The sequence below is a fragment of the Sphingomonas sp. DMC6 genome (assembly GCF_056314225.1).
Map to the genome: position 1 here is coordinate 238396 of NZ_JBQUYT010000005.1, position 24735 is coordinate 263130.

26 protein-coding genes are annotated in these 24735 nt (G+C 65.6%); 19 read left to right on the forward strand and 7 right to left on the reverse strand.

Annotated elements, in window-relative coordinates:
- The first annotated feature begins 41 nt into the window (after positions 1–41).
- The 5 genes from ACT53M_RS13970 to ACT53M_RS13990 all read left to right on the forward strand — a co-directional run bounded on the left by ACT53M_RS13970 (position 42) and on the right by ACT53M_RS13990 (position 3694).
- Positions 42–671: a DedA family protein gene (locus ACT53M_RS13970; protein WP_476234081.1), complete on the forward strand. Its 630-nt coding sequence runs from the start codon at positions 42–44 to the stop codon at positions 669–671.
- Positions 672–832: 161 nt separating this feature from the next.
- Entirely contained in the window at positions 833–1030 is a 198-nt protein-coding gene (gene secE / locus ACT53M_RS13975) for a preprotein translocase subunit SecE (protein ID WP_476234083.1), read from the forward strand.
- A 17-nt stretch (positions 1031–1047) separates the two neighbouring features.
- Positions 1048–1587 (forward strand): transcription termination/antitermination protein NusG, encoded by a 540-nt coding sequence (gene nusG / locus ACT53M_RS13980; protein ID WP_476227197.1) that lies wholly within the window; start codon positions 1048–1050, stop codon positions 1585–1587.
- A gap of 39 nt (positions 1588–1626) precedes the next feature.
- Positions 1627–2709: an AI-2E family transporter gene (locus ACT53M_RS13985; RefSeq protein WP_476234084.1), complete on the forward strand. Its 1083-nt coding sequence runs from the start codon at positions 1627–1629 to the stop codon at positions 2707–2709.
- A 49-nt stretch (positions 2710–2758) separates the two neighbouring features.
- Positions 2759–3694 (forward strand): DUF808 domain-containing protein, encoded by a 936-nt coding sequence (locus tag ACT53M_RS13990; protein ID WP_476234085.1) that lies wholly within the window; start codon positions 2759–2761, stop codon positions 3692–3694.
- A gap of 1 nt (position 3695) precedes the next feature.
- Here the strand turns inward: ACT53M_RS13990 and ACT53M_RS13995 are convergent, their stop codons facing one another.
- A complete protein-coding gene (locus ACT53M_RS13995; protein WP_476234087.1) occupies positions 3696–7298 on the reverse strand; it encodes a PAS domain S-box protein in 3603 nt (1200 codons plus the stop codon).
- 266 nt (positions 7299–7564) lie between these two features.
- Between ACT53M_RS13995 and rplK the strand changes: the two genes are divergently transcribed.
- The 7 genes from rplK to ACT53M_RS14030 all read left to right on the forward strand — a co-directional run bounded on the left by rplK (position 7565) and on the right by ACT53M_RS14030 (position 13661).
- Entirely contained in the window at positions 7565–7996 is a 432-nt protein-coding gene (gene rplK / locus ACT53M_RS14000; RefSeq protein ID WP_476234088.1) for a 50S ribosomal protein L11, read from the forward strand.
- A 4-nt stretch (positions 7997–8000) separates the two neighbouring features.
- Positions 8001–8693 carry a 50S ribosomal protein L1 gene (gene rplA / locus ACT53M_RS14005; RefSeq protein ID WP_476234090.1) on the forward strand — a complete coding sequence of 231 codons (693 nt, stop codon included), beginning with the start codon at positions 8001–8003 and terminating at the stop codon, positions 8691–8693.
- A gap of 143 nt (positions 8694–8836) precedes the next feature.
- Positions 8837–8998 carry a hypothetical protein gene (locus ACT53M_RS14010; RefSeq protein ID WP_476234092.1) on the forward strand — a complete coding sequence of 54 codons (162 nt, stop codon included), beginning with the start codon at positions 8837–8839 and terminating at the stop codon, positions 8996–8998.
- A gap of 102 nt (positions 8999–9100) precedes the next feature.
- Entirely contained in the window at positions 9101–9673 is a 573-nt protein-coding gene (locus ACT53M_RS14015) for a hypothetical protein (RefSeq protein ID WP_476234093.1), read from the forward strand.
- A 110-nt stretch (positions 9674–9783) separates the two neighbouring features.
- Complete coding sequence (locus ACT53M_RS14020) at positions 9784–10119, forward strand: hypothetical protein (protein ID WP_476234095.1); 336 nt, start codon at positions 9784–9786, stop codon at positions 10117–10119.
- A 91-nt stretch (positions 10120–10210) separates the two neighbouring features.
- Complete coding sequence (locus ACT53M_RS14025; RefSeq protein ID WP_476234097.1) at positions 10211–10885, forward strand: hypothetical protein; 675 nt, start codon at positions 10211–10213, stop codon at positions 10883–10885.
- Between the two features lie 142 nt (positions 10886–11027).
- Positions 11028–13661 (forward strand): TonB-dependent receptor, encoded by a 2634-nt coding sequence (locus ACT53M_RS14030; protein ID WP_476234098.1) that lies wholly within the window; start codon positions 11028–11030, stop codon positions 13659–13661.
- Positions 13662–13744: 83 nt separating this feature from the next.
- Here the strand turns inward: ACT53M_RS14030 and ACT53M_RS14035 are convergent, their stop codons facing one another.
- Positions 13745–14383 carry a hypothetical protein gene (locus ACT53M_RS14035; RefSeq protein ID WP_476234100.1) on the reverse strand — a complete coding sequence of 213 codons (639 nt, stop codon included), beginning with the start codon at positions 14381–14383 and terminating at the stop codon, positions 13745–13747.
- Positions 14384–14501: 118 nt separating this feature from the next.
- On the opposite strand from ACT53M_RS14035, the gene ispH reads away from it, so the two are divergent.
- Genes ispH through rnhA form a run of 3 tightly spaced genes read left to right on the forward strand, consistent with a single transcriptional unit; the run spans position 14502 to position 16848 of the window.
- Positions 14502–15455, forward strand: a complete 954-nt coding sequence (ispH, locus tag ACT53M_RS14040; protein WP_476234102.1) for a 4-hydroxy-3-methylbut-2-enyl diphosphate reductase — start codon at positions 14502–14504, stop codon at positions 15453–15455.
- Positions 15455–16411: a homoserine kinase gene (gene thrB / locus ACT53M_RS14045; protein ID WP_476234104.1), complete on the forward strand. Its 957-nt coding sequence runs from the start codon at positions 15455–15457 to the stop codon at positions 16409–16411. Before ispH ends, thrB begins: the two co-directional genes overlap by 1 nt.
- Positions 16408–16848, forward strand: a complete 441-nt coding sequence (gene rnhA, locus ACT53M_RS14050; RefSeq protein ID WP_476234106.1) for a ribonuclease HI — start codon at positions 16408–16410, stop codon at positions 16846–16848. The genes thrB and rnhA overlap by 4 nt, the downstream gene beginning before the upstream one ends.
- Before the next feature lie 98 nt (positions 16849–16946).
- Here rnhA and ACT53M_RS14055 read toward each other — a convergent pair whose 3' ends face one another.
- Together ACT53M_RS14055 and ACT53M_RS14060 are read right to left on the reverse strand one after the other, a co-directional pair.
- Positions 16947–17354, reverse strand: coding sequence for an acyl-CoA thioesterase (locus tag ACT53M_RS14055; RefSeq protein WP_476227181.1), 408 nt, complete (start codon positions 17352–17354; stop codon positions 16947–16949).
- A gap of 111 nt (positions 17355–17465) precedes the next feature.
- Complete coding sequence (locus tag ACT53M_RS14060) at positions 17466–18236, reverse strand: FadR/GntR family transcriptional regulator (protein WP_476234108.1); 771 nt, start codon at positions 18234–18236, stop codon at positions 17466–17468.
- 75 nt (positions 18237–18311) lie between these two features.
- On the opposite strand from ACT53M_RS14060, the gene manD reads away from it, so the two are divergent.
- Positions 18312–19523, forward strand: a complete 1212-nt coding sequence (gene manD, locus ACT53M_RS14065; RefSeq protein ID WP_476234109.1) for a D-mannonate dehydratase ManD — start codon at positions 18312–18314, stop codon at positions 19521–19523.
- Positions 19524–19562: 39 nt separating this feature from the next.
- Here manD and ACT53M_RS14070 read toward each other — a convergent pair whose 3' ends face one another.
- Both ACT53M_RS14070 and ACT53M_RS14075 read right to left on the reverse strand, forming a co-directional pair.
- Positions 19563–20537 carry a quinone oxidoreductase family protein gene (locus ACT53M_RS14070; RefSeq protein WP_476234110.1) on the reverse strand — a complete coding sequence of 325 codons (975 nt, stop codon included), beginning with the start codon at positions 20535–20537 and terminating at the stop codon, positions 19563–19565.
- A gap of 58 nt (positions 20538–20595) precedes the next feature.
- Positions 20596–21894 (reverse strand): calcium-binding protein, encoded by a 1299-nt coding sequence (locus tag ACT53M_RS14075; protein ID WP_476234111.1) that lies wholly within the window; start codon positions 21892–21894, stop codon positions 20596–20598.
- Positions 21895–22007: 113 nt separating this feature from the next.
- On the opposite strand from ACT53M_RS14075, the gene ACT53M_RS14080 reads away from it, so the two are divergent.
- On the forward strand, positions 22008–22322 hold the full coding sequence (locus tag ACT53M_RS14080) for a hypothetical protein (RefSeq protein ID WP_476234113.1): 315 nt from the start codon (positions 22008–22010) through the stop codon (positions 22320–22322).
- Here the strand turns inward: ACT53M_RS14080 and ACT53M_RS14085 are convergent.
- A complete protein-coding gene (locus ACT53M_RS14085; protein WP_476227176.1) occupies positions 22319–22531 on the reverse strand; it encodes a hypothetical protein in 213 nt (70 codons plus the stop codon). The two genes, ACT53M_RS14080 and ACT53M_RS14085, sit on opposite strands and share 4 nt — an antisense overlap.
- Before the next feature lie 148 nt (positions 22532–22679).
- On the opposite strand from ACT53M_RS14085, the gene ACT53M_RS14090 reads away from it, so the two are divergent.
- On the forward strand, positions 22680–22859 hold the full coding sequence (locus ACT53M_RS14090) for a hypothetical protein (RefSeq protein WP_476234115.1): 180 nt from the start codon (positions 22680–22682) through the stop codon (positions 22857–22859).
- A 125-nt stretch (positions 22860–22984) separates the two neighbouring features.
- The gene (locus tag ACT53M_RS14095; protein ID WP_476234172.1) at positions 22985–24709 is read left to right on the forward strand and encodes a DEAD/DEAH box helicase; all 1725 of its coding nucleotides are present in this window, start codon (positions 22985–22987) and stop codon (positions 24707–24709) included.
- Positions 24710–24735: the final 26 nt, after the last annotated feature.

Below are 24735 nucleotides of genomic sequence, written 5' to 3' on the forward strand. Positions count from 1 at the left end.
CCCCCTTCCCAAGCGCGCCGTCCTCGCGCAACGAGCGGGCCATGGTCGAACGCATCCTCGGCATTCTTGCCACCTTCATCATCGGCGTCATTTCAACGGGCGGCTATCTGGGCATCGTATTGCTGATGGCGATCGAATCCGCCTGCATTCCGCTGCCGTCGGAAATCATCATGCCCTTTGCCGGCTATCTGGTGTCAACCGGGCGGTTCGACCTGTATCTTGCCGCCACCGCCGGCGCGATCGGGTGCAATCTGGGGTCGATCGTCGCCTATGAGATCGGCAAGCGCGGCGGCCGGCCGCTGGCGCTTCGCTGGGGGCGTTATGTGCTGATTGGCGCGGGCGAGATCGATGCGGCGGACCGCTTCTTCGCGCGCTGGGGCAGCATTGCGGTGCTGATCGGGCGGCTGCTGCCCGTCATCCGCTCGTTCATCGCCTTCCCCGCGGGGGTCGCGCGGATGAAGCTGGTGCCCTTCCATATCTATACCTTCATCGGCAGCTGGCCCTGGTGCTTCGGCCTGGCCTGGGTGGGCATGACGCTGGGCGACAAATGGAACAGCGACCCGCGACTGAAGGCGGCATTCCATAGCGCCGATGCGCTGATCGGCGTGGTGCTGGTGGTCGCGATCGGCCTGTTCGTCTGGCACAAGCTGCACGGTCTGAAGCGCCGCTGAGAGAAGGCACGCGCCGCCGCGCTTGCACAAGGCGCCGCGAGCCGCTAGATACGGCCCCCTATCCGACAGCGTGGTGGGAAAGCACCGGTTCCTGACAAGGACCGGGCAGCGGCCCCATGCCCGCCGAAGGACCAAGTTTTTTTTAGCGAGGATGGCCCCAAGTGGCGAAGACCAGTCCCGTCGAATTCGTAAAGCAGGTGCGTGCCGAAGCCCGCAAGATCAGCTGGCCCACCCGGCGCGAGACGATCATGACCGGCGTCATGGTGATGATCATGACATCGCTGCTCGGCGTTTTCTTCCTCGGCATCGATTCGGTCTTTGACCTGATCGTCAACACGCTCCTCCGCCTCGCGCAGTAAGGGAAAGCAACAAAACCATGTCGCGCTGGTACATCATCCACGCTTATTCCGGCTTCGAGGGCAAGGTCCGCGACCAGATCCTGGCTGACGCCACCCGCATGGGCCTCGACCGGCTGGTCGAGGCGGTCGAAGTGCCGACCGAAACCGTCACCGAAGTGCGTCGCGGCAAGAAGATCCAGTCCGAACGCAAATTTTTCCCCGGCTATGTGCTCGCCAAGCTGGAGATGAACGACGACGTCTATCACCTGGTGAAGAACACGCCAAAGGTGACCGGCTTCCTCGGCAGCTCGGGCAAGCCCCAGCCGATCAGCGAGGCAGAGGCTGCCCGCATCCTGAACACCAAGGAAGAAGCGGCAACCGCAGCCCCCAAGACCAAGCTCAAGGTCGATTACGACATCGGCGATACGGTCAAGGTCATCAGCGGCAACTTCGCCACTTTCTCGGGCGTGGTGGAAGAACTGGACTACGACAAGAACCGCGTGAAGGTGTCGATCTCGATCTTCGGCCGCGCCACGCCGCTGGAACTGGGCTTCGAGGACGTCGAACGGGTGAAGTAAGGCGGCATTGGCGGCGCCATTGCCGCACGGGGGAACGCAATGCCGCACAGCACCAAAGCACAAACCCGCGCCCGCATCGTGCTGGCGGCAGCGATTGCGGCCGCCGCCTTGTGGATCGGCATGGCCTTCGTTCCGGCCGTGCTCTGGGCGGGCGTGCTTGCGATCGCGGTCGATCCGGTCCGCCGTCGCCTGCTCGACCGGTTCCCCGAACATGCCACGGTGATCGCCGCGCTGCTGACGCTGGGGGTGCTGCTGATCGTCCTCCTGCCGCTCAGCATCGCCGTCAGCCAGGCGGTCGTTGAAATTCAGGCGGCCGCGCACCTGATCGCCGATGCCCGCGCGCATGGCGTGCCGTTGCCCGATTGGGTGGCCCGCCTGCCCTGGGGATCGGCCGAAGTCACCGCCTGGTGGAACGTGCATCTCGCCACGCCCCAGGCCGCATCGGCCGAGATTGGCAGGCTCGACCATTCGCTGTGGCTCAACCATTCGCAGGCACTTACGCATACGCTGGTGCGGCGCGTAGTGGTGTTCGGCTTTACGCTGATCGTACTGTTCTTCCTGCTGCGCGATCGTGACGGCATCGTCCGCCAGCTGGAACGCGGCGCCACCCGCGCTTTCGGCGATGCCGGCGACCGACTGGGGCGGCAAATCTTCGCGGCGGTGCGCGGCGCGGTCGACGGGCTTGTCCTGCTCGGGATGGCGCAGGGCTTCCTGATGGCGATCCTGTATCTCGCCGGCGGCGTGCCGCACCCGATTCTGATGGGGCTTTTCTCCGGTTTCGCCTCGATCATCCCGTTCGGGCTGGTGACGGTACTGGCGGTCGCGGTGCTGCTGTTGCTGGCCAAGGGCAGCGTGGTGGCGGCGATTGTCGTGGGCGGCATCGGCTTCGCGCTCAATTTCGTCATCGATCACTTCCTCCGCCCCGGCCTGATCGGCGGCACCACGCGCCTGCCGTTCGTCTGGGTATTGATCGGCATCGTCGGCGGCGTGGAGACAATCGGCCTGCTCGGCCTGTTCGTGGGGCCGGCGGTGATGGCGGCGCTGGTGCTGCTGTGGCGCGAATGGGTGGCCGAGGGCGATATTGGCGGTGCCGGCGCGGACAGGACAGAAACGCACGGATGAGGTCATTTGGCCTGCCTTGCCGTCAGGACACCAACAGGGGGAAGGAAACATGCCGGGCGGGCTCGTAGCACTGCTGGACGATGTGGCGGCGCTGGCGAAGCTGGCGGCAGCATCGCTGGACGATGTCGCCGGCGCGGCAGGACGGGCGGGCGTGAAGGCCGCCGGTGTGGTGATCGACGACACGGCCGTCACGCCGCGCTATGTGACGGGGCTCTCCCCCGACCGTGAACTGCCGATCATCGGCAAGATCGCGCTGGGGTCGCTACGCAACAAGCTGCTCTTCATCCTGCCCGCAGCGCTGGCGTTGAGCGCGCTGGCACCCTGGGCATTGACGCCGATCCTGATGCTGGGCGGCAGCTATCTGTGCTTCGAGGCCGCAGAAAAGATTCTCGAAGCGCTCACTGGCGGCCATAACGCCGAAGCCGTCGCCGCCATCGCCGATCCGGTCGAACTCGAAAAGCGCCAGGTCAGCGGCGCGGTGCGGACCGATTTCATCCTTTCGGCCGAGATCATGGCCATCGCGCTCGGGGAGCTCGGCGATCAGGCGCTGGGCACCCAGGCAGCGGCACTGGTCGCGGTGGCGGTGGCGATCACGGTTGGCGTCTACGGCGTCGTCGCGGTGATCGTGAAGATGGACGATATCGGCTTGCATCTCAGCCGCAAGCCGGCCGCCGCCGCGCAGGCGCTGGGTCGCGGGCTGGTGCGGACGATGCCGCTGCTCCTCACCGCGCTCTCGCATATCGGCGTCGCGGCCATGGCCTGGGTGGGCGGCGGCATCCTGCTCCATGGCCTCGAAGCATTCGGTCTGGGCGCGCTGCCGCATGCGCTGCACGCCGCGGCCGAGGGCGCAGGACATGCCGCGCCGGTCGGCAGCGGGGTCGTCGCCTGGGTGGTGAATGCAGTGGGCGCCGGGATCGCCGGGCTGGCGCTGGGGGCTGCAATCGCCGGCCTGCTGCACCTCGTGCAGCACTTCCGCCGGCACTAATTCACAGGCCCGCAGCCAGCTCCGCAGCGGGGCCGGCTGGCAGGCGCCCCAGTTCGATCGCCGTCGCCTCACGCGCTCGCCGGCCGAGAAGCGCGAGTGCGGCAGCAAAAGGCGCGTCGAGAGCGGCACCGCGCTCGATCTCGACCAGCTGACGGTCCACCATCCGCGCCACGTCCCCCAACGCGACATAGCCGAACAACGCCGCATTGCCGGCCACCTGATGGCACAGGCTGCGCAGCGCCGCGCGGTCCTCGGGCGGGGTCGTGTCTCCTTCCCATCCCGCGAGCGCCACGCGGATCGCCCGCAGCCGGCGACGGAATTGCGGGCGCAATTCGTCCAGCGCCGGGTTGAGATTGGGCGCCGGCGCCTCGGCCGGCACGCGCGTCCAGCGGCGGAGCACTCGGGTGAGCGCGGCAAAATCGATCGGCTTGGCGATATGATCCTGCATACCGGCCAGCAACGCCGCGCGAATATCCTCCTGATAGGCGTTGGCGGTAACCGCCACCACCGGCACCTGCTCCGCGCCAAGCCCCGCGTCGCGGATTGCGCGCACTGCCTCGAACCCGTCGACTTCGGGCATTTGCAGGTCCATCAGCACGAGATCGTAGCCCCGCCCTTCGGCCTCCGCACGCAGCACCGCGGCAATCGCCTGCGCCCCGTCCAGCACGACATCACAGCCGATGCCCAGTTGCGAGAGCAGCGTGACGATCAACCGCTGGTTGATGTCATTGTCTTCGGCAACCAGCACCCGGCCCGGCAGCGCGCCTTGTCCCGCAGCGTCCGGCTCGTCTGCCGCCTCTTCCTCTTCGGGCTGCGCGACCGCGAGCAGTGGCAGCTCCAGCCGGAAGCGAGACCCGTTGCCCACTTCGCTTTCCAGGCCGATCGTCCCTCCCATCAGCTTGGCCATGCGGCTGCTGATCGAAAGGCCCAGCCCCGTGCCACCCAGCGCCCGGCTGGTTTCTTCATCCACCTGCACGAATTCGCCGAATACCGCTTCCTGCTGGTCGGCAGGAATGCCGGGGCCGGTATCGATGACGTCGAGCAGCAACTGGGTCGCGCCCTCCTCGCCATGGGCGAGCGTCGCCACCACGCGCACGCTCCCCTGGCGCGTGAACTTCACGGCGTTGCCGACAAGATTGGTGATGATCTGCCGCAACCGCAGCCCGTCGCTCAATATCCAGCGCGGCAATGCGGGGTCCATTTCCATGTCGAGCGCGATGCCCTTTTGTCGGGCAGCGGACTCGAACAGCCGCACCGAACGGTGGATCGCATGGACCAGGTCGACCGGTTCGGAGGTGATCGCCATCTGCCCTGCCTCGATCTTCGAATGATCGAGGATCTCGTTCAGGATGCGCATCATCATATGGCCGGATTCGGCAATCAGCCGGGCCTGTTCGCGTTGCACAGGGTTCAGATCGCTGGCCAGCAGCAGGTCGGCAAAGCCCAGCACGCCGTTCATGGGTGTGCGGATTTCATGGCTCATGCTGGCGAGGAAGCGCGACTTCGCGCGGGTTGCGCTCTCCGCGCGCCGCCGCTCGCGGTCCAGTGCCTGCTCCATTTCCTTGCGTTCGGTAACATCACGCAACGACGCCACGATCTCACGAGGACGGCCCTCTGCATCGCGCACCAGCCGCGAATTGGCCTCCAGCCACATCCAGCGATCGTCGACCGTGTGGCGCGCGCGATAGGCGAGCACGCTATGGTCACGCTTGCCCTCCGCCATAGCGGCAAAGGTTTCGCGGATTGCAGCATCATCGTCGGGATGGAAATTGGAGAGCATATAGTGCCCGACCAATTCCTCCGGCGACAGGCCCAGCACCTGCTGCGTGGAAGGCGTTGCGGACAGACAGCGCCCCTGCAAGTCCAGCCGGAACACCGCATCAGACACGTTGCTGGCGAAAATGCTGAGCTCGCGCTCGCGCTCCGCCAGCTTGCGCTCGGCGCGCTTGCGATCGGTAACGTCGAGCACCAGCACGATGAAACCGGTGACACAGTCGTCGCGATCGCGCTCCGGCCGGCCATAGGTCATCACCCACATCGCTTCGCCGGCCTGGTTGGTGAAGCGGAACTCCTGCTGGAAGGGCAAACCCCTGCCAATCAGCTCTCGCCAGGCCTGCAGCGCCTCGCCGGGTCCATCCGGATAGAGTTTTTCGGCCCAGCCGGTACCCAGCACTTCCTTCAGCTTCATGCCGGTCAGTTGCAGCCAGACCGGGCTGGCCCAGGTCATGTCTCCGAGCGTATCGGTGCGGACAATGCCCGCCGGCGAAAGATCGGCGATGATCTGCATCCGCCGCTCGCCTTCCCACAGCGCCCGCTGGTCGGCCCGCTGACCGGTAACGTCACGCAGGTTGCCGATCAGGCCGGCATATTCACCCTGCTCGTCGCGCAGCAGGTCGAAGCGCGCCTCCGACGTCCACTCCGAGCCATCCTTGCGACGGAAGCTTATGTCGATGAATTCCGGGTGGCCGCCGCGGTTGATATCTTCCAGAAGCGTACGCGCTGCAGCGAGAGACTCCGCGGAAAGCCAATTTCGTGCCGGCTGGCCCACCGTTTCAGCGACGCTGTACCCCGACACTTCTTCCCAAGCGGGGTTCAGGAAGGTCCAGCGCCCTTCGCGGTCGATGCGGAACACGATGTCGCGCATATTGTCGAGTGTCGAGCGCAGGAAGCTCTCGCTGCGGCTCAACCGGCTGCGGATCGCTCGCAGTTCCTGCAGCGCCGCCGCGACCGGTACAGCCGAGGCAAAGGTTACCAGCAGGAACAACTGCAATATGAGCGTCCGCCGCGGCACCCCGCCCTGCACCAGATGAATCGGGCCCATGTCCAGCGTGGTGCCGATCGAGGCGACGACGGTCACGATCAGCGTGGCCAGCGCGGCGCCGGTCACGCCCAGCCGAAACGCCGCCAGCAGCACGAATGGCGTAATCAGGAACAGCAGCGGAAACTGCCCCTGTGTGAACACCACCATCGTCAGCAGCGTCCCGTTGCCGAAGATCAACATCCATTCGGCGACGGTGCGGCGCGACGGGGGAACGCGCGCGCGGACCGCATCGTAGAGAAACACCAGGATCGGCGTGAGCACCAGATTGCCGATCCCGTCGGTGAAAACCCAGTCGGCCACCGCCGCCCAGCTCATCGGCTCGCCGACAAGGCCGAACAACAGCACCGACGGTGGCGCGGTGACGAGAGGCGCGACCACCCCGGCGGCTAGCGTGAAACGGAACAGGCCCGCCGGTGCAGTAAGGTTGAAGCGCATGTCCGGCGCCCCCCGGTTCATGATCGCCGCAGCGATTGCCACTTCCGCCGTATTGCCCACGGCATCGATTGGCCCGAGAAACAGGGTATCGCCGCTAAGCACATTACCAAGCGCCAGCCCGGCCATCGAAACGGCGAGAATCCAGCCCAGCCCCTCGCCGCGCGCACGAATGAGTACGGCAAGCACAACGGCATTGGGGATCCAGGCAGGAACTACCCAGGTCGATCTTTCTCGGAGTTCCGAGCACCCCCAGTCCAGCACAGCAACAGAAATCAGCAACAGCAATGCACCCGCAATCAGGGCACTGCGCCGGGAAAATTGCAGCGGAGACGAAGTCGGGCTATTCATTGCTGTGCCTAGCCTAGCGCATTTTTCTCGTGTGGCGCACTTCACTTTTGCCCATCATCGCAAAAGCGCCCAAAATGAGTTGCCCATTACCTGCTTATTCGCTTCGGCAGGCTAAGGCGCCCCCGGCAATCTCCCGAGCCGCGCGGGGATTGCCATTACCGGCGCTTTGCGCTAACGGCGCCGGCTTCCAGCGCATCAGCATTGGAACCATGCGGGAGGCGGCCTTGCGGCCGTCGCTTGTACCGCTCGACTTGAAAGAGAGTGACATGGCTAAGAAGATTACCGGCTATATCAAGCTGCAGGTGGCTGCCGGCGCCGCCAACCCCTCGCCGCCGATCGGCCCTGCCCTGGGTCAGCGCGGCGTGAACATCATGGAATTCTGCAAGGCGTTCAACGCCGCGACCGGCGACGTGGAAAAGGGCACCCCCCTGCCCACCGTGATCACCGTCTATGCGGACCGTTCCTTCTCGTTCGAGACCAAGACGCCGCCGGCGACCTATCTGCTGAAGAAGGCGATCAACCTGAAATCTGGCTCGAAGGAGCCGGGCAAGGTGGTTGCGGGCAAGATCAAGCGTTCGCAGCTGTCGGAAATCGCCCAGGCCAAGATGAAGGACCTGAACGCGAACGACATCGAAGCCGCGACGAAGATCATCGAAGGTTCGGCCCGCGCGATGGGCCTCGAAGTGGTGGAGGGCTGATCCCATGGCCAAGCTGACCAAGAAGCAGAAGACCTGGACCGTTGACGCCACCAAGCTGCACGGCGTCGATGAAGCGATCGCGCTGGTGAAGCAGTACGCCACCGCCAAGTTCGACGAGTCGATCGAAGTCGCGCTGAACCTCGGCGTCGATCCGCGCCACGCCGACCAGATGGTCCGCGGCGTCGTCACGCTGCCGGCCGGCACCGGCAAGACCGTCCGCGTCGGCGTGTTCGCCCGCGGTGCCAAGGCCGACGAAGCCAAGGCCGCCGGTGCCGATGTAGTCGGCGCGGAAGACCTGATGGAAGCCATCCAGGGCGGCACAATCGATTTCGATCGCTGCATCGCAACCCCGGACATGATGGGCCTGGTCGGCCGTCTGGGCAAGGTGCTGGGTCCGAAGGGCCTGATGCCGAACCCGAAGCTCGGCACCGTAACCATGAATGTCGCCGAAGCGGTGAAGGCCGCCAAGGGCGGTCAGGTGGAATACCGCGTCGAAAAGGCCGGCATCATCCACTCGGGCATCGGCAAGGTGAGCTTCTCGAACGAAGACCTGCGCCGCAACTTCGACGCGCTGGTCGACGCGGTCGTCAAGGCCAAGCCGGCGGGCGCCAAGGGCAAGTACCTGAAGAAGGTCGCGCTCTCCTCGTCGATGGGCCCGGGCGTGAAGGTCGACGTGGCAGAAGTAGCCGCTGTCTAAGTCCTTCGGGAACCGAAAAACGTAAAGGGCCGGGGAGCGATCCCCGGCCCTTTTTTGCCCACGAACAACTGGCCCTAACGCCTTCTTGCCGACCCTTTCACCCACGGTTAGACTGCGTCGTCCGCCGATACAGCGAGCAACCCATGCAGCATCCCCTTGCCGACCGTGAACTACGCCGCCGTCGCACACTGATCGGTGCGTTGGTCTGCCTGTTCCTCGTTTTGCCCGAGGCTTCGTTTCAGGGGTTAAAGCAAGACGTCGCGGACTTCGTGCGCGGCTTCGCGGATGGGGTCGCCGGCCGCTGAGCCGGGGCGCTTGGCGATAATCATTGCAACTTCCTACGACCTTGCTCGTTTCGCATCCGTCCCGTTCGCCAACGGGTAGGCCCATCACGCGCGAGCAATGCCATGTCCATTCCCGCCCCCTTGCTTATCCTGGCCCTCACCGCCGCTAACCCCGCCACGCAGGAATATGGCGCGCGCCATGTCGGTGACTGGACGGTGGTGGTCAGCAAGGATCGGCATGGCTGCTTCCTCAGCCGCCAATATGACGGGCGCGGAAACACCACCATGCTGCTGGGGATGGACGTGGATGGCGGCAATCGGCTGTCGCTGCTTAACAACAACTGGTCGATCACGGCGAAGGATCGGCTGAAGCTCACTTTCCGCCTCTCGAACCGCAGCTATGCGGACCAGTCGGCAATCGGCATCGTAGCCGGCGCGCAGCGTGGTTTCGTCACCCGGTTCGACGCGGACTTTCCCGCCACCTTCGCCAGCTCCAAAACCCTGAATGTCGCGCGCGGCGACGTGCCGGTGGCGCGGCTCACGCTCGACGGCAGCGGCGCCGCAGTCGCAGAATTGCGGCGCTGCGTAGACCAGCAAAGCGCTACTGCCGGTGCCGATGCCACCGATAAGAGCGACGAAGACGGCATACCGCTCGATCCCTTCGCGCAGTCCCCCAAGCACAAACGCAAATCCTAGCCGCCCAGCGTCGAGCCGAGATGTTGCGGCGTCGAACCGACCGAAACCGCCGGGAACCGGCGCGGGACAGGCGGGTTTATTCCACCGGGTTAACGGTTGGAAGAGAAACGATGTCGCGTACTCTGACGAAAATTGCTCCTGTTGTTCTGATCCTCGTCGGCGGTGTCGGCCTAAGCGGCTGCGCCACCAAATCCTACGTCCGCGAACAGATTGCACCGGTCAGCCAGCGGGTCGACGCGCTCGAAACGCGGCTGCAGGAAACCGACGGCACGGCCAAGTCGGCGCTGTCTCAGGCGCAGGCTGCCGCCAGCCAGGCACAGGCAGCAGCGGGCCAGGCGCAGAGCAACACGCAGCGGCTCGACCAGTTGACCAGCCGTGTCGACGGCGTCGAACAGCAACAGCAGCAGTTGCAGGCGGAAAAGAAGCGCAAGCGTCCCCGCAACTGAGCCAGGCCTTTAAGGGCTGAACCTGTTCCTCCATCAGCGGGTGGTCGTCTTGCGGGCGGCCACCCTGCCTTTTACCGGGCTTCCCGCATCGATGATTCCCTTGCTTCTGGCGCTGGCCGGACTGGCGCTGCCCGCCCCCGCAGTCTCCGCACCTGCCCATCCGACGAAAAAGACACGGCACACCCCTGCCCCGCGCATCGCGCCAACGGCGGACAGCCTGCGGATCGCCGGATGGGTGACGGCGACGAAAGACAATCGCGGTCTGCCCTATGCCATTATCGACAAGAAGAGCGCCGCGCTGTTCCTGTTTGACGCCAAGGGCAAGCCGCTGGCGGCGGTGCCGGTGCTAATCGGCATCGCCCCCGGTGACGACGCCAGCCCGGGCGTCGGCGCCAAGAGCCTTGCGGAGATCGGTCCCGCCGAAAAGACCACGCCCGCCGGCCGCTTCCTCGCCAAATTCGGGCTGGCAGCGGGCAAGGCGAAGGTATTGTGGGTGGATTACTATACCTCGGTAGCATTGCACCCGATCCCGCCGGGCTACCCTAAAAAAGAACGCCGCCGCGAGCGGCTGCTATCACCCACACCCGACGATAACCGCATCACCTTCGGCTGCATCAACGTGCCGGGCGCCTTCTATACCGGCAAGCTGAGCCCGATGTTTCGGCGCAAGGGCGGCTATGTCTACATCCTGCCCGACACCAAGCCGATCGAAGCGGTGTTTCCCCAGCTTCAGGCGATGCCGCCCATGCCGAACGCCGCAGACTGACCGCACGACGGCATTTGCAACAGATATGAAATAAATCGATACATATATTTCACGATAGTGCAAACGTTTGGCCCTGGAACTGTTGCGCTTGCGCCTTATGGGCGGCGCCATAAGACCAATACAGGTCCAGGGAGAATCCAACATGCAACCCCCGTTCGCGCTGCTTCGCGCCTCGTCGGCACTCGCCCTCACGTTTGCCGCCATTGCCCCCGCTTATGCCCAGACTGCCGCGGCCCCGCAGCCGGCGCAGCAGGAGGATGGCGGCGAGGAAATCGTGGTCAACGGCACCTACGCCCGCAGCCTTGCGGCCGCGACCGAGGCGAAGCGGCGCGCCGAATATGGCGTCGACTCGATCAGCTCGACCGACATCGGCAAATTCCCCACCCAGAATGTGGCCGAAGCGCTGCAGCTCGTCACCGGCGTTGCCATCACTCGCCCGCGCGGTGAAGGCCTGTACGTGTCGGTTCGGGGCCTGGGTCCGCAGTTTCAGAGCACCTTGCTCAACGGCCGCCCGATCGCGCTCAATGACCTGATCGAAAATGGCGGCGCCAACGGTCGCCAGTTCCGCTTCGAAATGCTGCCCGCCGAGTTCGTTTCGAACATCGACGTGGTGAAGACCCCCACCTCGGACATGACCGAGGGCGCGCTGGGCGGCAATATCGACGTGCGCACCTTCCATCCGTTCGACGTGGGCAACAAGGTCACCGCCAACTTGCGCGGCACCTACACCACACAGACCGAAAAGGTGAAGCCGAACGCCACGCTGATCGGCAGCCACACTTGGGGTGACACGTTCGGCCTGCTGGTCGGTGCGCAATATTGGGGCAAGTCGGTCCGTAACGACCGTTTCATGAACTTCGGCTGGAACCTCAACAAGTTCACCTCGGCTGCAGCCGGTGGTCTGCCGGCGGGTCTCTACACCCCCACCCGCACCCGCCCGACGGTCGAGACCGAGGACCGCAAGCGCATCTCCGGCCTGGTTTCCGCGCAGTGGCGCCCGACGCCCGAGCTGGAAACCTCGCTCGACATTCTCGCGACCCGGCTCGACGTCGCCTATGACGAGTTCGGCATGGACATCTACCCGGACGATCCCAACACGTCGATTGCCCCGGGGTACAAGGTCAGCGGCAACACCGTCACCGCCGCGACGATCAACAATGTCCGCTTCATGGCCAGCCGCGAATACAGCCTTAATCGCCACGACCTGCTGACGATCGGCCTGAAGCAGACCTGGAACCACGATGCCTGGCATGTGGCCGCGAACCTCAACTGGTCGTCGGCGCACAGCTTCCACCCCAGCAACGCCGAAGGCACGGTGCGCAGCCGCGCCTTCCTGATCGCGCCGCTGACCTATGACGCGTCGGGCGGTTACAAGGTGACACCGACGCTTACCACCCCGGTCGACCTCACCAATCCGGCCAATTTCAACCTCTATCCGTTCAACATCGCGCCGAAGAACAGCAAGGACTGGGACAAGTTCGCGCGCCTCGACGTCACTCGCGATCTGGGCGGCTTTTTCCGCAAGCTGGCCGTGGGCGGCGAATATCACTGGCGCAAGCGTGACTATTGGCGCCGCGACTATATCGTCAATCCGGCCCCCGGCACGCCGCTCACCTCGCTGGGCGCCGGTGCATATCAGCAGATGCCCTTTGACGACTTCCTCGCCGGCGTCGGCGGCAACAGCCCGCGCCACTGGCTCGTGCCCGTCACCGCAGGCTATTACAATGCGCTGTTCAACGACACGATAGCCAACGCGCCGCTGACCGCGGGCGACATGGCCGCTTCGTTCAAGACGACCGAGAAGACCGCCTCGGCCTATGCCCGGCTCGATTATGGCACGATGCTGGGCAGCGTGAACCTGGTCGGCAATATCGGCCTGCGCTACGTCCACACCGATCAGAACGCCACCGGCTATCTGCGCAGCGGCAACAACGTTACGCCGGCAGCCTTCCCGAAGACGTTCAACGACTGGCTGCCCAGCTTCAACCTGAAGGCAGAGCTGACGAAAACTCTGATCGCCCGCTTCGCCGCCAGCCGGGTGCTCACGCGGCCGAACATCACTGACAGCGCCCCGCGTATCACCGTCTCCACCGACGCGCCGACCGCCAGCGGCGGCAACCCGCAGCTGCTGCCGTTCCTGGCAACCCAGTTCGACGGCGCGCTGGAATGGTATTTCAATCCGCGCGGCGCGCTCACCGGCGCGGTGTTCTACAAGGCGATGGACAATTACATCACCGCGCAGAACGTGAATATCGACATTCCGGGTCGCGGCACGGTGCTGCTTTCCACCCAGGTCAATGGCGGCAACGCCAAGGTCTATGGTGCGGAAGCGGCGTACAACCAGGTGTTCACCTTCCTGCCGGCGCCGTTTGACGGGCTGGGCATGCAGGCGTCCTACACCCACACCGAAGTCAACGCTAACTACACCGCCGGCGCGCGGCCGATCGTCAACCAGCTGATCGGTCTGTCGAAGAACAGCTACAACCTCGTCGGTTTCTACGACAAGGGGCCGCTGTCGATGCGCCTGTCCTATGTGTGGCGCGACCGGTATCTCTCGAGCACCGGCAGCACCACCCAGGCGCCGACCTATACCGCCCCGTTCGGCACACTGGACGGCAGCATCGGCTACAAGCTGACGCCGCACGTGTCGCTCAGCGTGGAGGCAATCAACCTCTCGGGCGCGAAGCTCTACACCTATAACGACGACCCCAACCGCTTCGGCGAGATCAACTATTACGGCCGTACCTTCCTGTTCGGGGTGCGCGCTGAGTTCTGATCCGCGACACCGCGACAGGCGCGCAAAAGGAAAGGGCCGGGATCACTCCCGGCCCTTTTTCTTGGCTTCCGATGCGCCGGCGCTCAGCGAGTCACATTGTACTTCAACTGGTCCTCGGTCAGTTCGAAGCCGACCAGCGCCTCAAAGGTCGCCGACAGCACCGATTTGCGCACGGTGGGATCGGACAGCGGATCGATCGCCGCCGATTCCTCGCCGGCCTTGCGCTTTTCGGTCAGGCGACGACGGACTTCGTCCGGCAGTGTCGCGGCAGCATGGTCGACCGAGGTGGCGGCGGTGCCCTTGGCGCTGGCGCGGATCTGGCCGGCTTCGAAATGGAGGGTCACCTGGCTCACGCGCTTGGCGGTAACCGATGTGCCGCCGCGTACCACGCTGACGAAATAGGGCAGCGTAACGTCGCGCGCAGGCCCGGCATCGCGGCGGCGGCCCAGCACGTCGAAGCTGATATTGGTGACGACCTGCTCGCCGCTGGTGTCGCAGGTCGACGTCACATTGGTAAGCGTAGCCGTCACGTCGATCGCGGTCGACTCGCGGCTGTTCGCCGGGTCGAACAGCGTAATGTCACCGGTGCCGGCTGGCACGCCCACCTGCGGGCACGGGGTACGCACGGCGCTGATGCCGCCTTCGGTGATTTCGCCCTTGTGAGAGCATCCGCCGGCAGCCAGCAGGATCAGGGCGGGAACGGCGATCTTGGCGAGAGACAAGGAAAGCAACCTTTCGAACGGACAGCCGTACGGCACCCCTGCGAGCACCGGCCGGAACGGCGGGCACCATAGGAACCGCCTTTCGCACGCGCAAGCAATCGCGTAGAGGCTGGCGACGATGGAACAGACCGAGAAGCGCCCGCTGGAACTGCTGATCGCCGCCCCGCGCGGCTTCTGCGCCGGGGTCGACCGCGCGATCCGCATCGTCGAACTCGCAATCGAGAAATATGGCGCGCCCGTCTATGTGCGCCACGAAATCGTGCACAACAAATATGTTGTCGAAACGCTGCGCGAGAAAGGCGCGGTGTTCGTCGAGGAGCTGGATCAGGTGCCGGACGGCGTTCCTGTCGTCTTCTCCGCGCACGGCGTGCCCAAGGCGGTGCCGCACAAGGCCGAAGAGCGCGGGCTCACCTATGTCGATGCCACCTGCCCGCTCGTCTCCAAGGTCCATCGCCAGGCGGAGCGGCTGGTCGCGGCCGGCCGGCACATCCTGTTCGTCGGCCATGCCGGTCATCCCGAAGTGATCGGCACCTTCGGTCAGGTACCGGAAGGCGCGATCACGCTCGTCGAGACCGAAGCCGATGCCGAAGCCGTGTCGGTGCCCGACCCCGAAAATCTCGCTTTCCTTACCCAGACGACGCTGTCGGTCGACGATACGGCGGCGGTGCTCGCCATCCTCAAACGGCGCTTCCCGGCGATTCTGGCCCCCGGCGCCGACGACATCTGCTATGCAACCTCAAACCGCCAGGGCGCAGTGAAGGCGATCGCCGAAAAGGCGGATCTGGTATTGGTGATCGGCGCCCCCAATTCCTCCAACTCGCTGCGGCTGGTGGAAGTGGCGACGCGGGGTGGCACCTGCGCCACGCTGATCCAGCGGGCAGCCGATATCGACTTCGCCTGGTTCGAGGGCGTCGACCGGGTCGGCATCTCTGCCGGTGCCTCCGCTCCGGAAGTGCTGGTGCGCGAAGTCGTCGAGCGGATCGCCGAGCGCTTCGCCGTAACCGAGCAGGAGGTCGAAACCGTCGCCGAAAATGTCGCCTTCAAGCTGCCGCGCGGGCTGGAAGCGGCCTGATGGCAGTCTATACGCAGGTTTCCGCCGAAGCTCTGTCTGTCTTTCTCGACCGTTTCGATGTCGGCGAGCTCGCCTCGGCCAAGGGCATCGCCGAGGGGGTGGAGAACAGCAACTATCTGGTCGACACGACCAAAAGCCGCTTCATCCTGACGCTCTATGAAAAGCGCGTCGCGGCGAGCGACCTGCCCTATTTCATGGCGCTGCTCGACCATCTCGCCGATCGCGGCCTGCCCGTGCCACCGGGAGTGCCGGACCGCGACGGCCAGATCATCCACGAAGTTGAAGGCCGGCCGGCCTGCCTGATCCAGTTCCTGTCTGGCGTATCGGTATCGCACCCCACGCCCGCCCAGGCGCGCGCGGCGGCAGAGGCGATGGGGCGGATGCACAAGGCGGTGGCGGACTTCACGCTGGACCGCCCGAATTCGATGGGCATCGACACCTGGCGCCCGCTGTTCGAGCGTTGCGGCCAGAGCCTCAACGAGATCGCGCCGGAGCTGTACGACGAACTCGGCCGTGCCCTCGACCGGATCGACAGGATATGGCCGCGCGAAGGCTTCGACCGTTGCGCGATTCACGCCGACCTATTTCCGGACAACGTGCTGATGCTCGGCAACCGGGTGACGGGGCTGATCGACTTCTACTTCGCCTGTACCGACCTGCGGCTCTACGACCTGGCGGTGATGCACACCGCCTGGGCGTTCGATGCGACCGGACGCACGTTCGATCCCTATGTCTCCGAGGCGCTGCTCGCCGGCTATGAGACCAGCTACAAGCTGACCGATGCGGAGCGCGCGATCCTGCCGGTGCTCGCCACCGGCGCGTGCATCCGCTTCACCCTCTCGCGCGCCTGGGACTGGCTCAACACGCCCGCCGACGCGCTGGTAACGCGCAAGGATCCGCTAGCCTTCTGGCGGCGGGCTGGCGCCTATGAAGCGGCGCTGGCGGCGCTTCTGTGAGCGAACTCCAGCAGGTCGAGATTGCGACCGACGGCGCGTGCAAGGGCAATCCCGGGCGCGGCGGCTGGGGCGCGGTGCTGCGCATGGGGACGGTCGAAAAGGAATTGTCCGGCGGCGAGGCGCACACCACAAACAACCGCATGGAGCTGATGGCGGCGATTCGGGGGTTGCAGGCGCTCAAGCGCCCCTGCCGGGTGACGCTTTCGACCGACAGCCGCTATGTCATGGACGGCCTGACCAAATGGATTCACGGCTGGCTGAAGAACGGCTGGCGCACCGCCGACAAGAAGCCGGTGAAGAATGCCGATCTGTGGCAGGAACTGCTCGCCGCCGCCAAGCCGCACCGCGTGGAATGGGTCTGGGTAAAGGGCCATGCCGGCCACCCCGACAACGAACGCGCCGACAAGCTCGCCAGCGACGCGGCGTTGGCGCAGTAGCCTACAACCAGCGACGTCCCGCAAGGAAAGGCTATCGAATTTGGCTCTTGCTCCCCTGCCTGCGTTGCAGGGAGGGGAACACAGAAATGTGCCGCCCCCTACTCGCCCTTCACAAAGAAGCGATCGACCACATCCTTGGCCAGGCGCGCGGGGCGCATGGTCTCGGCATCGAGGCAGCACCAGCTCGACTTTACCTCGGCGAGAACTTCCGATCCCCGCCGGATCACCGTCTCGTAAAAGGCGCGCGCGCCCTGCACCTTTTCCAGCAGGACCGTCGCGACGACATCGTCGTCCAGAAAGGCCGGGCGGCGATAGGTGATCTCGTGCTTCAGCGCGACCCAAAGATGCTGCGCAACCGCCTCTACCGGCGCCAACGCCTGCCAGTGGCTGACCACTGCCGCCTGCACCCATTTGAGATAGGAGGCGTTGTTGACATGGCCCATGAAGTCGATGTCGTCCTGGGCGACGTCGACGCGAAATTGGTAAGGGAGCGCGTTGCCGTTCACAGGGTCATTCTAGCGCAACTCGGCAGTGCACGCGACCGGGAATCACAAAAAACCCGGAAATCTGCCGCATCCGTCACGAACCGTTGCTGCCGTAGCGTCACAGTGCCGCGATCAGCCCGGCCCGATCTCCAGCCGCCGCGCCAGCGTGTCGCGCCGCGCGTCGAGTTCGTGCCGCGCGCGCTCGATGATTTCCAGTTCGGTCGCCTCCAGCAGGTCGTCGACCACGCCGCGCAGATGGCGCCGCATTGCAGCCCGCGCCGCTTGCGGATCACGCGCGCGAAGGGCCTCGAAGATCGGGCGATGCTCGGCGACGCGCGGGTCGACGCCGCTGCGCCGCGCGCGGCCAAACATGTTGGCGCAGAGCGGCGAGCGCGTGCGCAAATCCCACAGATATTCAACCACGCTGCGGATCGCCGCGTTGCCGGTGGCATTGGCCACTGCCAGGTGGAAACGCTGGTCGGCATCCATCGCCGCCGCGTCAGACGGATTGGCCTCCGCCATTTCCGCGACGATCGATTCGATTTCCTCAAGCTGTTCGGCGGTGATCGACACTGCCGCCAGTGCAGCCGCCTCGCCTTCGAACAGAATGCGCGCCTCGGTCAGGTCAAAGGCGCCGATGTCGAGGTTCAGCGCATCCTCGCGCACGCCCGCCGGCAGATCGCGCGGCGTGACATAGAGGCCGGAGCCGTGGCGCGCCTCGATCCAGCCCTTCATCTCCAGCGCGATCATCGCTTCGCGGATCGTCGGCCGGCTGACCTTATACTCCTCGGCCAGCTCGCGTTCGCCGGGCAGCCGGGTGCCAACGGCCCATCGACCGGATTCGATTTCGTCGGCGATCGACGCGGCGACGCGCTGGTAGAGTTTGCTGCGTGTGGTCTTCATGTCTGCAGCTCTCATAGGTTGACAAGGCGGTTTCGCAAAGCCGATATTGGCCAGACCAATTTACGAGGCCCTGTCTTGCCACATATCACTGCAGTCCGCACCATCGTTACCCGCCCGGGTCGAAATTTCGTGACCGTCAAAATCGAGACGGACGAAGGGGTCTATGGCGTAGGAGACGCCACGCTAAACGGGCGCGAGCTTTCGGTGGCCAGCTACCTTGCCGACCACGTGGCGCCGTGCCTGATCGGCCGCGATGTGCACCAGATCGAGGATATCTGGCAATATCTCTATCGCGGCGCCTATTGGCGGCGTGGCCCGGTGACGATGAGCGCGATTGCCGCGATCGACATGGCGCTGTGGGACATCAAGGGCAAGCTGGCGAACATGCCGGTTTATCAGTTGCTTGGCGGCGCATGCCGGACCGGCTGCATGGTCTATGGCCATGCCAACGGGTCCGACATCGAAGAGACGATCGAACGCGCCCATGAATATCTGGAACAGGGATACAAGGCGATCCGGCTGCAGTCGGGCGTACCGGGCATTGCCACCACCTATGGCGTCTCGGGCGAGCGTTTTTATTACGAGCCGGCCAAGGGCGCGCTGCCCGAAGAGGCAGTGTGGTCGACGCATAAATATATGCGCCACGTGCCCAAGCTGTTCGAACGCGCTCGCGACTCGCTGGGCTGGGACGTGCATTTGCTCCATGATGTGCACCACCGGCTGACGCCGATCGAGGCGGGCCGGCTGGGCAAGGATCTGGAACCCTATCGCCTGTTCTGGCTGGAAGACACGACTCCGGCGGAAAATCAGGAGGCGTTCCGCCTGATTCGCCAGCACACCACCACCCCGCTGGCGGTGGGCGAAATCTTCAATTCGATCTGGGACGCGCGCGAGCTGATCCAGGAACAGCTCATCGACTATATCCGCGCCACCGTGGTGCACGCGGGCGGCATCACCCATCTGCGGCGGATCGCGGCGCTGGCCGATCTCTATCAGGTCCGCACCGGCTGCCACGGCGCGACCGACCTGTCGCCGGTGTGCATGGCGGCGGCACTGCATTTCGGCATCTCGATCCCGAACTTCGGCATCCAGGAATATATGCGCCACACCGAGGAGACCGACGCGGTCTTCCCGCATGCGTATCGCTTCGACCAGGGCCTGATGCACCCGGGCGACGCCCCCGGGCTGGGCGTCGACATCGACGAGGAACTGGCCGCGAAGTACGAATACAAGCGCGCCTATCTGCCGGTGAACCGTCTGGAAGACGGCACACTGTTCAACTGGTGATGCCACATTCCTCCTCCAGCACGCTGGAGGAGGAATTGCTTACGGCAGCAGCACCGTCGATCCGGTGGTCTCGCTCGCCTCCAGCGCGCGGTGCGCGTCGGCAGCGTCTTTCAGGGCAAAGCGCTGGCCGATGTCCGGCTTCACCGCGCCGCTTTCCAGCATCGCGAACAGACGGGCTGCACCCGCGGCGCGCTCTTCGGCGGTGACATAATAGTCGAACAATTTGGGGCGGGTGGTGAACAGCGAGCCATGCTGGTTCAGGGTCGCCAGCTTCACGCCTTCCACCGGGCCGCTGGCGTTGCCATAGCTTACGATCAGCCCACGCCGCGCACAGGCGGCGAGCGAGGCTTCCCAGGTCGCCCTGCCCACCCCGTCCAGCACCACCGGCACGCCTGCGCCGCCGGTAATTTCGCGCACCCGCGCGGCAATATCGTCCTGCCGCGACAGCAGCACATGATCGGCACCCGCACGCCGCGCGACTGCGACCTTCGTTTCGCTGCCCACCGTGCCGATCACCGTTGCGCCGATCGCCTTCAGCCAGGCGACCGCAATCTGCCCAACGCCGCCGGCCGCGGCATGAACCAGCACCGTCCAGCCCGGCTGCACCTTGGCGCAGCGTTCGATCAGGAACTCCGCCGTGCAGCCCTTGAGCAGCATTGCCGCAGCCACTTCGGCGCTGATCGCATCGGGCAGCCGGAACAGGCTGTCGGCCTTGACGATCCGCGCCGTGGCATAGGCACCCAGCGCCGGCCCGAAGGTGGCGACGCGGTCGCCCTCGGCCAGCCCTTCCACCCCAGGCCCCAGAGCTTCGACCACGCCTGCCGATTCAACGCCCAGCCCGCTGGGCAATGGAACGGGGTACAGGCCGGTGCGGTGATAGGTATCGATGAAGTTCAGCCCCGCCACTTCGGTGCGGATCCGCACTTCGCCGGGACCGGGCGCCGGCAGGTCCACCTTCACCCACTCGATAACCTCGGGCCCGCCGGTCCGCTCGATCCGCGCCATCCATGCCATGCTGCTACTCCCTAACACGCGCCGACGGCGCCCGGCACGAAACCGGGTCCGTGCGTCTCTAGGGCTCAACCTCTACCAGCACCGGATGGTCCGGGACATCTATCTCGACCGTGCGCTCTCCGTGCCGGGTGGCGATTGGCTGGCTACCCGCCAGTGGGTCGAAGGTTCGCACCTGTGCCGGCGCCGAAAGGCGCAATAGCGCGCGGGCCGGCGGCGCCTGTACAGGCCCGCGCGATGACCAGAAATCGACATTGTTCCACAGCGCGATGATGCGCCGGCCGTCGGCTCCTTGCAGCACCAGCCGTTGCACGGTCGGCGGCACGGTTATGTCCATCTGCGGCGGCGAAACTCGCGCGCGCCCTTCGGCCTCCAGGATCGCGACAAGAGCGCGGATCGCCTTCGCCGCCGGCTTGGGGCTATGGTCGAAGCGGAACACCCCGAAATGCATTTCGCCTTCGGTGTTGCGCGGATCGGGCTTTTCATCGAGCAGTTCGTAGACGTAGGTCCGCCGGACGCCGCTCGCCGCCGCACAGAAATAGGCGTTCAGGATGCTCTTGGCCTGCGTCGCCTCATCCACCCCCAGCATGGTGTATCCCGACCACCAGGCCTTCTCGACCGGCCAGCCCTGCGGCAGGCTGAAATTGCCGATCTCTGTGATGACGTGCGGATAGGCTTCGGGGTGCGAATAGCCCTCCTCGAAAGCGTGCCGGATTGCCGCCACCGGCTGGCGCGCATTGTGCGGATAGGGATGCGCATTGGCAAAGTCGGCGCGCCCGGCAAGGCTCTCGGACCTGGGCGCCCCGGTCATGTCATACACCGGTATGCCCGCAAGTAAGGGCGTGCCATGTACGCCCTGGTACAGCGCCTCCATGGCGGCCTGCGCCGCAGCGGGGCCGGTCTGACCGCCATAGCGCACGGCGAAATTGTTGATTTCGTTGAACCCCTCGATCGCCTCGATCGAACCTGGCCCTGCCTCCAGTATCTGGCGAAGGAATTTCAGGTAGCGGCCGCTCTCGACTGCGGACGCACTTGCGATGAGATCGAAGCGCATGCCGAAATGCGCGAGCATGGCATAGTCGGTGAGCGAGGCAGTTCCGCCGCCCCATCGGTCCGGCAAGGCATCGCGAACATGGACGATGCCCAGATACCGCAGATCCTCGGCTACGCGCCGGCTGTCCGCATAGGCGCCGTCCTTGTAGATGAGGTGCGTCCCGATGCCGAGGCTGTCGAGAAAGGCCGATACCGGCATCGGATCGCCCTCGTCCGCCCGCGCCATCTCGGCGGCGAGCAAGGCGAAAGCGCACAGCAGCACCCGTGCGAGTGCGTCGATAAAACCGGGTCGGGCGCGATACGCCATGGCTGTTCGTCCATTCGTAGGGATCGGCAGATTATATCGCCGACCGGCGCCGCTAAGCTATGGTTAAGCTCCGGCGGTACAGAATCGCTCCGTACCGGCTAAAGAGAGCCCGCATGATTGTCATTGCCGCAATGTTGCTCGCGCCCGCTGCCGGCATGGACCGGCGCTGTTCGGTTGCCGACCGGCCGACCGTTACCAGTCCGGCCGCGCTGCCCCTCTGGGCGCGCCGCCGCCTTCCGTTCGCAATTGCGGCGGCAGGCGAGCCATTCAATGGCAGCGATATTTTTTCGAACGACGATACGCGGCCGCGACGCCAGATGATCTGCGCCTATCGGGAGGGCGAAGCGTGGATAGTCGAGTATCTCCAAGGCGGGCGCGGGATGTCCCGAAAGGAATTGCTGCTCGATCGACGCCAGCCCGTTCGTTAATGCACCGTGCCCAGCGCGCGGGGTACGGACATCAGCAGTACCAGCCGCTCGATCTGGCGCCAGCGGCAGAAATGGATCAGATTGCCCACGTCGCGGCTGCGGTCGGCACGCGCGGCGGCTTCTTCGCACGCCTCGTCGCCGAACATCCGGATAAGCTCGGCCGCATCGCGGACTGCATCGCGGTCGCCGAGATAGGGGTAGATTTCCATCGTCGCTCCAGAGCCGGCGCACCAGCGGCGCCGCGAACCCTGCTCTAGCGCGACATCCCTCCGCTTCGGTGGACGAGCGTGGTGAAATCGCTGGAAACCATTTTCCCGCAAGGTAGCGCAACCGCACGTAACATGGCAGAGAGCGGCGATGGCACGTTCCTCCACCCCTGCGCCCATGGCTGGCGGTTTCCTGTTGACGCTTGGCGTTCTGGTCGGCGCCATAATCGGCGCGGTTTACGGTCAGGCGACCTTGGGCCTGCTGATCGGGCTGGGCACCGGTATGGCACTGGCAGCAGCCATATGGATGCTCGACCGTAGCCGGCGCTGACGCGCCGCCTTAATTCCGACACGGCAATCGGCGATCAGGCGCGAAACGCCGCGTCCTGTGGGCGCGCTTTCCGTATTTTTCGTCTCTTGCCGCCCCTGACGGGGCGCACCATGTTCAGGTTCCCCATGTCGATTTCCCACCTCCCGATGCGCCTTGCCGAGGCGCTGGAACAGCGCGGCTATTCCGCGCTCACCCCCGTTCAGTCCGCCGTGCTCGAGCCCGATGCCGCCGGCCGCGACCTGATCGTTTCCGCCCAGACCGGCTCGGGCAAGACCGTCGCCTTCGGCCTGGCGATGAGCGCCGAGCTGCTTGCGGGCGAAGAGATGCTGCCGCCGGCCGGGGCTCCGCTGGCGCTCATCGTGGCACCCACGCGCGAACTGGCGCTGCAGGTCAGCCGTGAGCTGATCTGGCTCTATGCCCCCGCCGGCGCCCGCGTCGCCACCTGTGTCGGTGGCATGGACCCGTCGAAGGAGCGCCGCACGCTCAATCACGGCGCGCACATCGTCGTCGGCACGCCGGGCCGGTTGCGCGACCATCTCGAACGCGGCGCGCTCGACCTGTCCGACCTGCGCGTCGCTGTGCTCGACGAGGCCGACGAAATGCTCGACATGGGCTTTCGCGAGGAGCTGGAAGCGATCCTCGACGGCACGCCCGAGGGCCGCCGCACACTGCTCTTCTCGGCGACCATGCCCAAGCCGATCGTGGCGCTGGCCCGCCGCTATCAGCGCGACGCCTTCCAGATCACGACCAAGAGCGACGATCGCGGACACGGCGACATCGCCTATCAGGCCGTCACCGTCGCGCCGGCGGACATTGAACATGTCGTCGTCAACCTGCTGCGCCTGCACGAGGCGGAAACGGCGATCCTGTTCTGCGCCACGCGCGATAACGTTCGTCACCTTCACGCGAGCCTGATCGAGCGCGGCTTCGCGGCTGTGGCGCTCTCGGGCGAGCATTCGCAGTCGGAGCGCAACCATGCACTGCAGGCGCTGCGCGACAAGCGCGCGCGGGTCTGTGTGGCGACCGACGTCGCCGCGCGCGGCATCGACCTGCCGACGCTGACGCTCGTCATCCATGTCGAGCTGCCGCGCGACGCGGAGACGCTGCAGCACCGCTCCGGCCGCACCGGTCGCGCGGGGAAAAAGGGCACGGCCGTGCTGATCGTCCCCTATCCGCGCCGTCGCCGGGTGGAACAGATGCTGCGCGGCGCCCGCATTCCCGCCGAATGGATCGAGGCGCCGACCGTCGACGACGTGCGCGTCGCCGATCGCGAACGGCTGCTGACGGCGCTGCTCCAGCCGATCGAAACCGACGAGGAAGATCAGGCGCTCGCCGAACGGCTGCTGACAGAGAAGAGCCCGGCGGAGATCGCCGCTGCGCTGGTGCGCGCGCATCGCGCTGCACTGCCCGCACCCGAGGATCTGATCGAGGCGACGCCCGAGGCGCGCCGCGCCGCGCAGCAGGAGCGCCACCGGCCAGGCTTTGATGACACGGTGTGGTTCCGCATGGACATCGGGCGGCGGCAGAATGCCGATCCGCGCTGGCTTCTGCCGCTGATTTGCCGCCGCGGGCACATCACCCGCAACGAAGTCGGCGCGATCCGCATCAGCGCTAACGAAACGCACTTCCAGGTGCCCCGCGCCCTCGCGGCAAAGTTCACCGCCGCCCTCGCCCGCGCCGCCAAGGCCCAGAATCCCGAGGACGAAGACATCCGCATCGAGCCGGCGCAGGACGCCCCTGCGCCCCACGCGCGCGGCGATGCTCCCGCCCGCCGCGGCCCGCCGCCGCATCGCAAGGGCAACAATCAGGGCAAGCCGGTGCATCGCAAGGGGCCGCCGCGCGGACGCTGAGTGCGTCTTACCTCTTACAGCTCCCC

Excerpts from the sequence above, each read along its gene's own strand:
- ACT53M_RS13985 (WP_476234084.1), top strand. The coding sequence starts at position 1,627 with ATGCCGCACAGCACCAAAGCACAAACCCGCGCCCGCATCGTGCTGGCG.
- ACT53M_RS14030 (WP_476234098.1), top strand. The coding sequence starts at position 11,028 with ATGCAACCCCCGTTCGCGCTGCTTCGCGCCTCGTCGGCACTCGCCCTC.
- rplA (WP_476234090.1), top strand. The coding sequence starts at position 8,001 with ATGGCCAAGCTGACCAAGAAGCAGAAGACCTGGACCGTTGACGCCACC.
- ACT53M_RS14020 (WP_476234095.1), top strand. The coding sequence starts at position 9,784 with ATGTCGCGTACTCTGACGAAAATTGCTCCTGTTGTTCTGATCCTCGTC.
- ACT53M_RS14095 (WP_476234172.1), top strand. The coding sequence starts at position 22,985 with ATGTCGATTTCCCACCTCCCGATGCGCCTTGCCGAGGCGCTGGAACAG.
- ACT53M_RS13970 (WP_476234081.1), top strand. The coding sequence starts at position 42 with ATGGTCGAACGCATCCTCGGCATTCTTGCCACCTTCATCATCGGCGTC.
- ACT53M_RS14070 (WP_476234110.1), bottom strand. The coding sequence starts at position 20,537 with ATGGCATGGATGGCGCGGATCGAGCGGACCGGCGGGCCCGAGGTTATC.
- ACT53M_RS14090 (WP_476234115.1), top strand. The coding sequence starts at position 22,680 with ATGGCACGTTCCTCCACCCCTGCGCCCATGGCTGGCGGTTTCCTGTTG.
- ACT53M_RS14075 (WP_476234111.1), bottom strand. The coding sequence starts at position 21,894 with ATGGCGTATCGCGCCCGACCCGGTTTTATCGACGCACTCGCACGGGTG.
- ACT53M_RS13995 (WP_476234087.1), bottom strand. The coding sequence starts at position 7,298 with ATGAATAGCCCGACTTCGTCTCCGCTGCAATTTTCCCGGCGCAGTGCC.
- ACT53M_RS14060 (WP_476234108.1), bottom strand. The coding sequence starts at position 18,236 with ATGAAGACCACACGCAGCAAACTCTACCAGCGCGTCGCCGCGTCGATC.
- ACT53M_RS14010 (WP_476234092.1), top strand. The coding sequence starts at position 8,837 with ATGCAGCATCCCCTTGCCGACCGTGAACTACGCCGCCGTCGCACACTG.
- ACT53M_RS14025 (WP_476234097.1), top strand. The coding sequence starts at position 10,211 with ATGATTCCCTTGCTTCTGGCGCTGGCCGGACTGGCGCTGCCCGCCCCC.
- thrB (WP_476234104.1), top strand. The coding sequence starts at position 15,455 with ATGGCAGTCTATACGCAGGTTTCCGCCGAAGCTCTGTCTGTCTTTCTC.
- ACT53M_RS14085 (WP_476227176.1), bottom strand. The coding sequence starts at position 22,531 with ATGGAAATCTACCCCTATCTCGGCGACCGCGATGCAGTCCGCGATGCG.
- ACT53M_RS14015 (WP_476234093.1), top strand. The coding sequence starts at position 9,101 with ATGTCCATTCCCGCCCCCTTGCTTATCCTGGCCCTCACCGCCGCTAAC.
- nusG (WP_476227197.1), top strand. The coding sequence starts at position 1,048 with ATGTCGCGCTGGTACATCATCCACGCTTATTCCGGCTTCGAGGGCAAG.
- ispH (WP_476234102.1), top strand. The coding sequence starts at position 14,502 with ATGGAACAGACCGAGAAGCGCCCGCTGGAACTGCTGATCGCCGCCCCG.
- rplK (WP_476234088.1), top strand. The coding sequence starts at position 7,565 with ATGGCTAAGAAGATTACCGGCTATATCAAGCTGCAGGTGGCTGCCGGC.
- ACT53M_RS14080 (WP_476234113.1), top strand. The coding sequence starts at position 22,008 with ATGATTGTCATTGCCGCAATGTTGCTCGCGCCCGCTGCCGGCATGGAC.
- ACT53M_RS13990 (WP_476234085.1), top strand. The coding sequence starts at position 2,759 with ATGCCGGGCGGGCTCGTAGCACTGCTGGACGATGTGGCGGCGCTGGCG.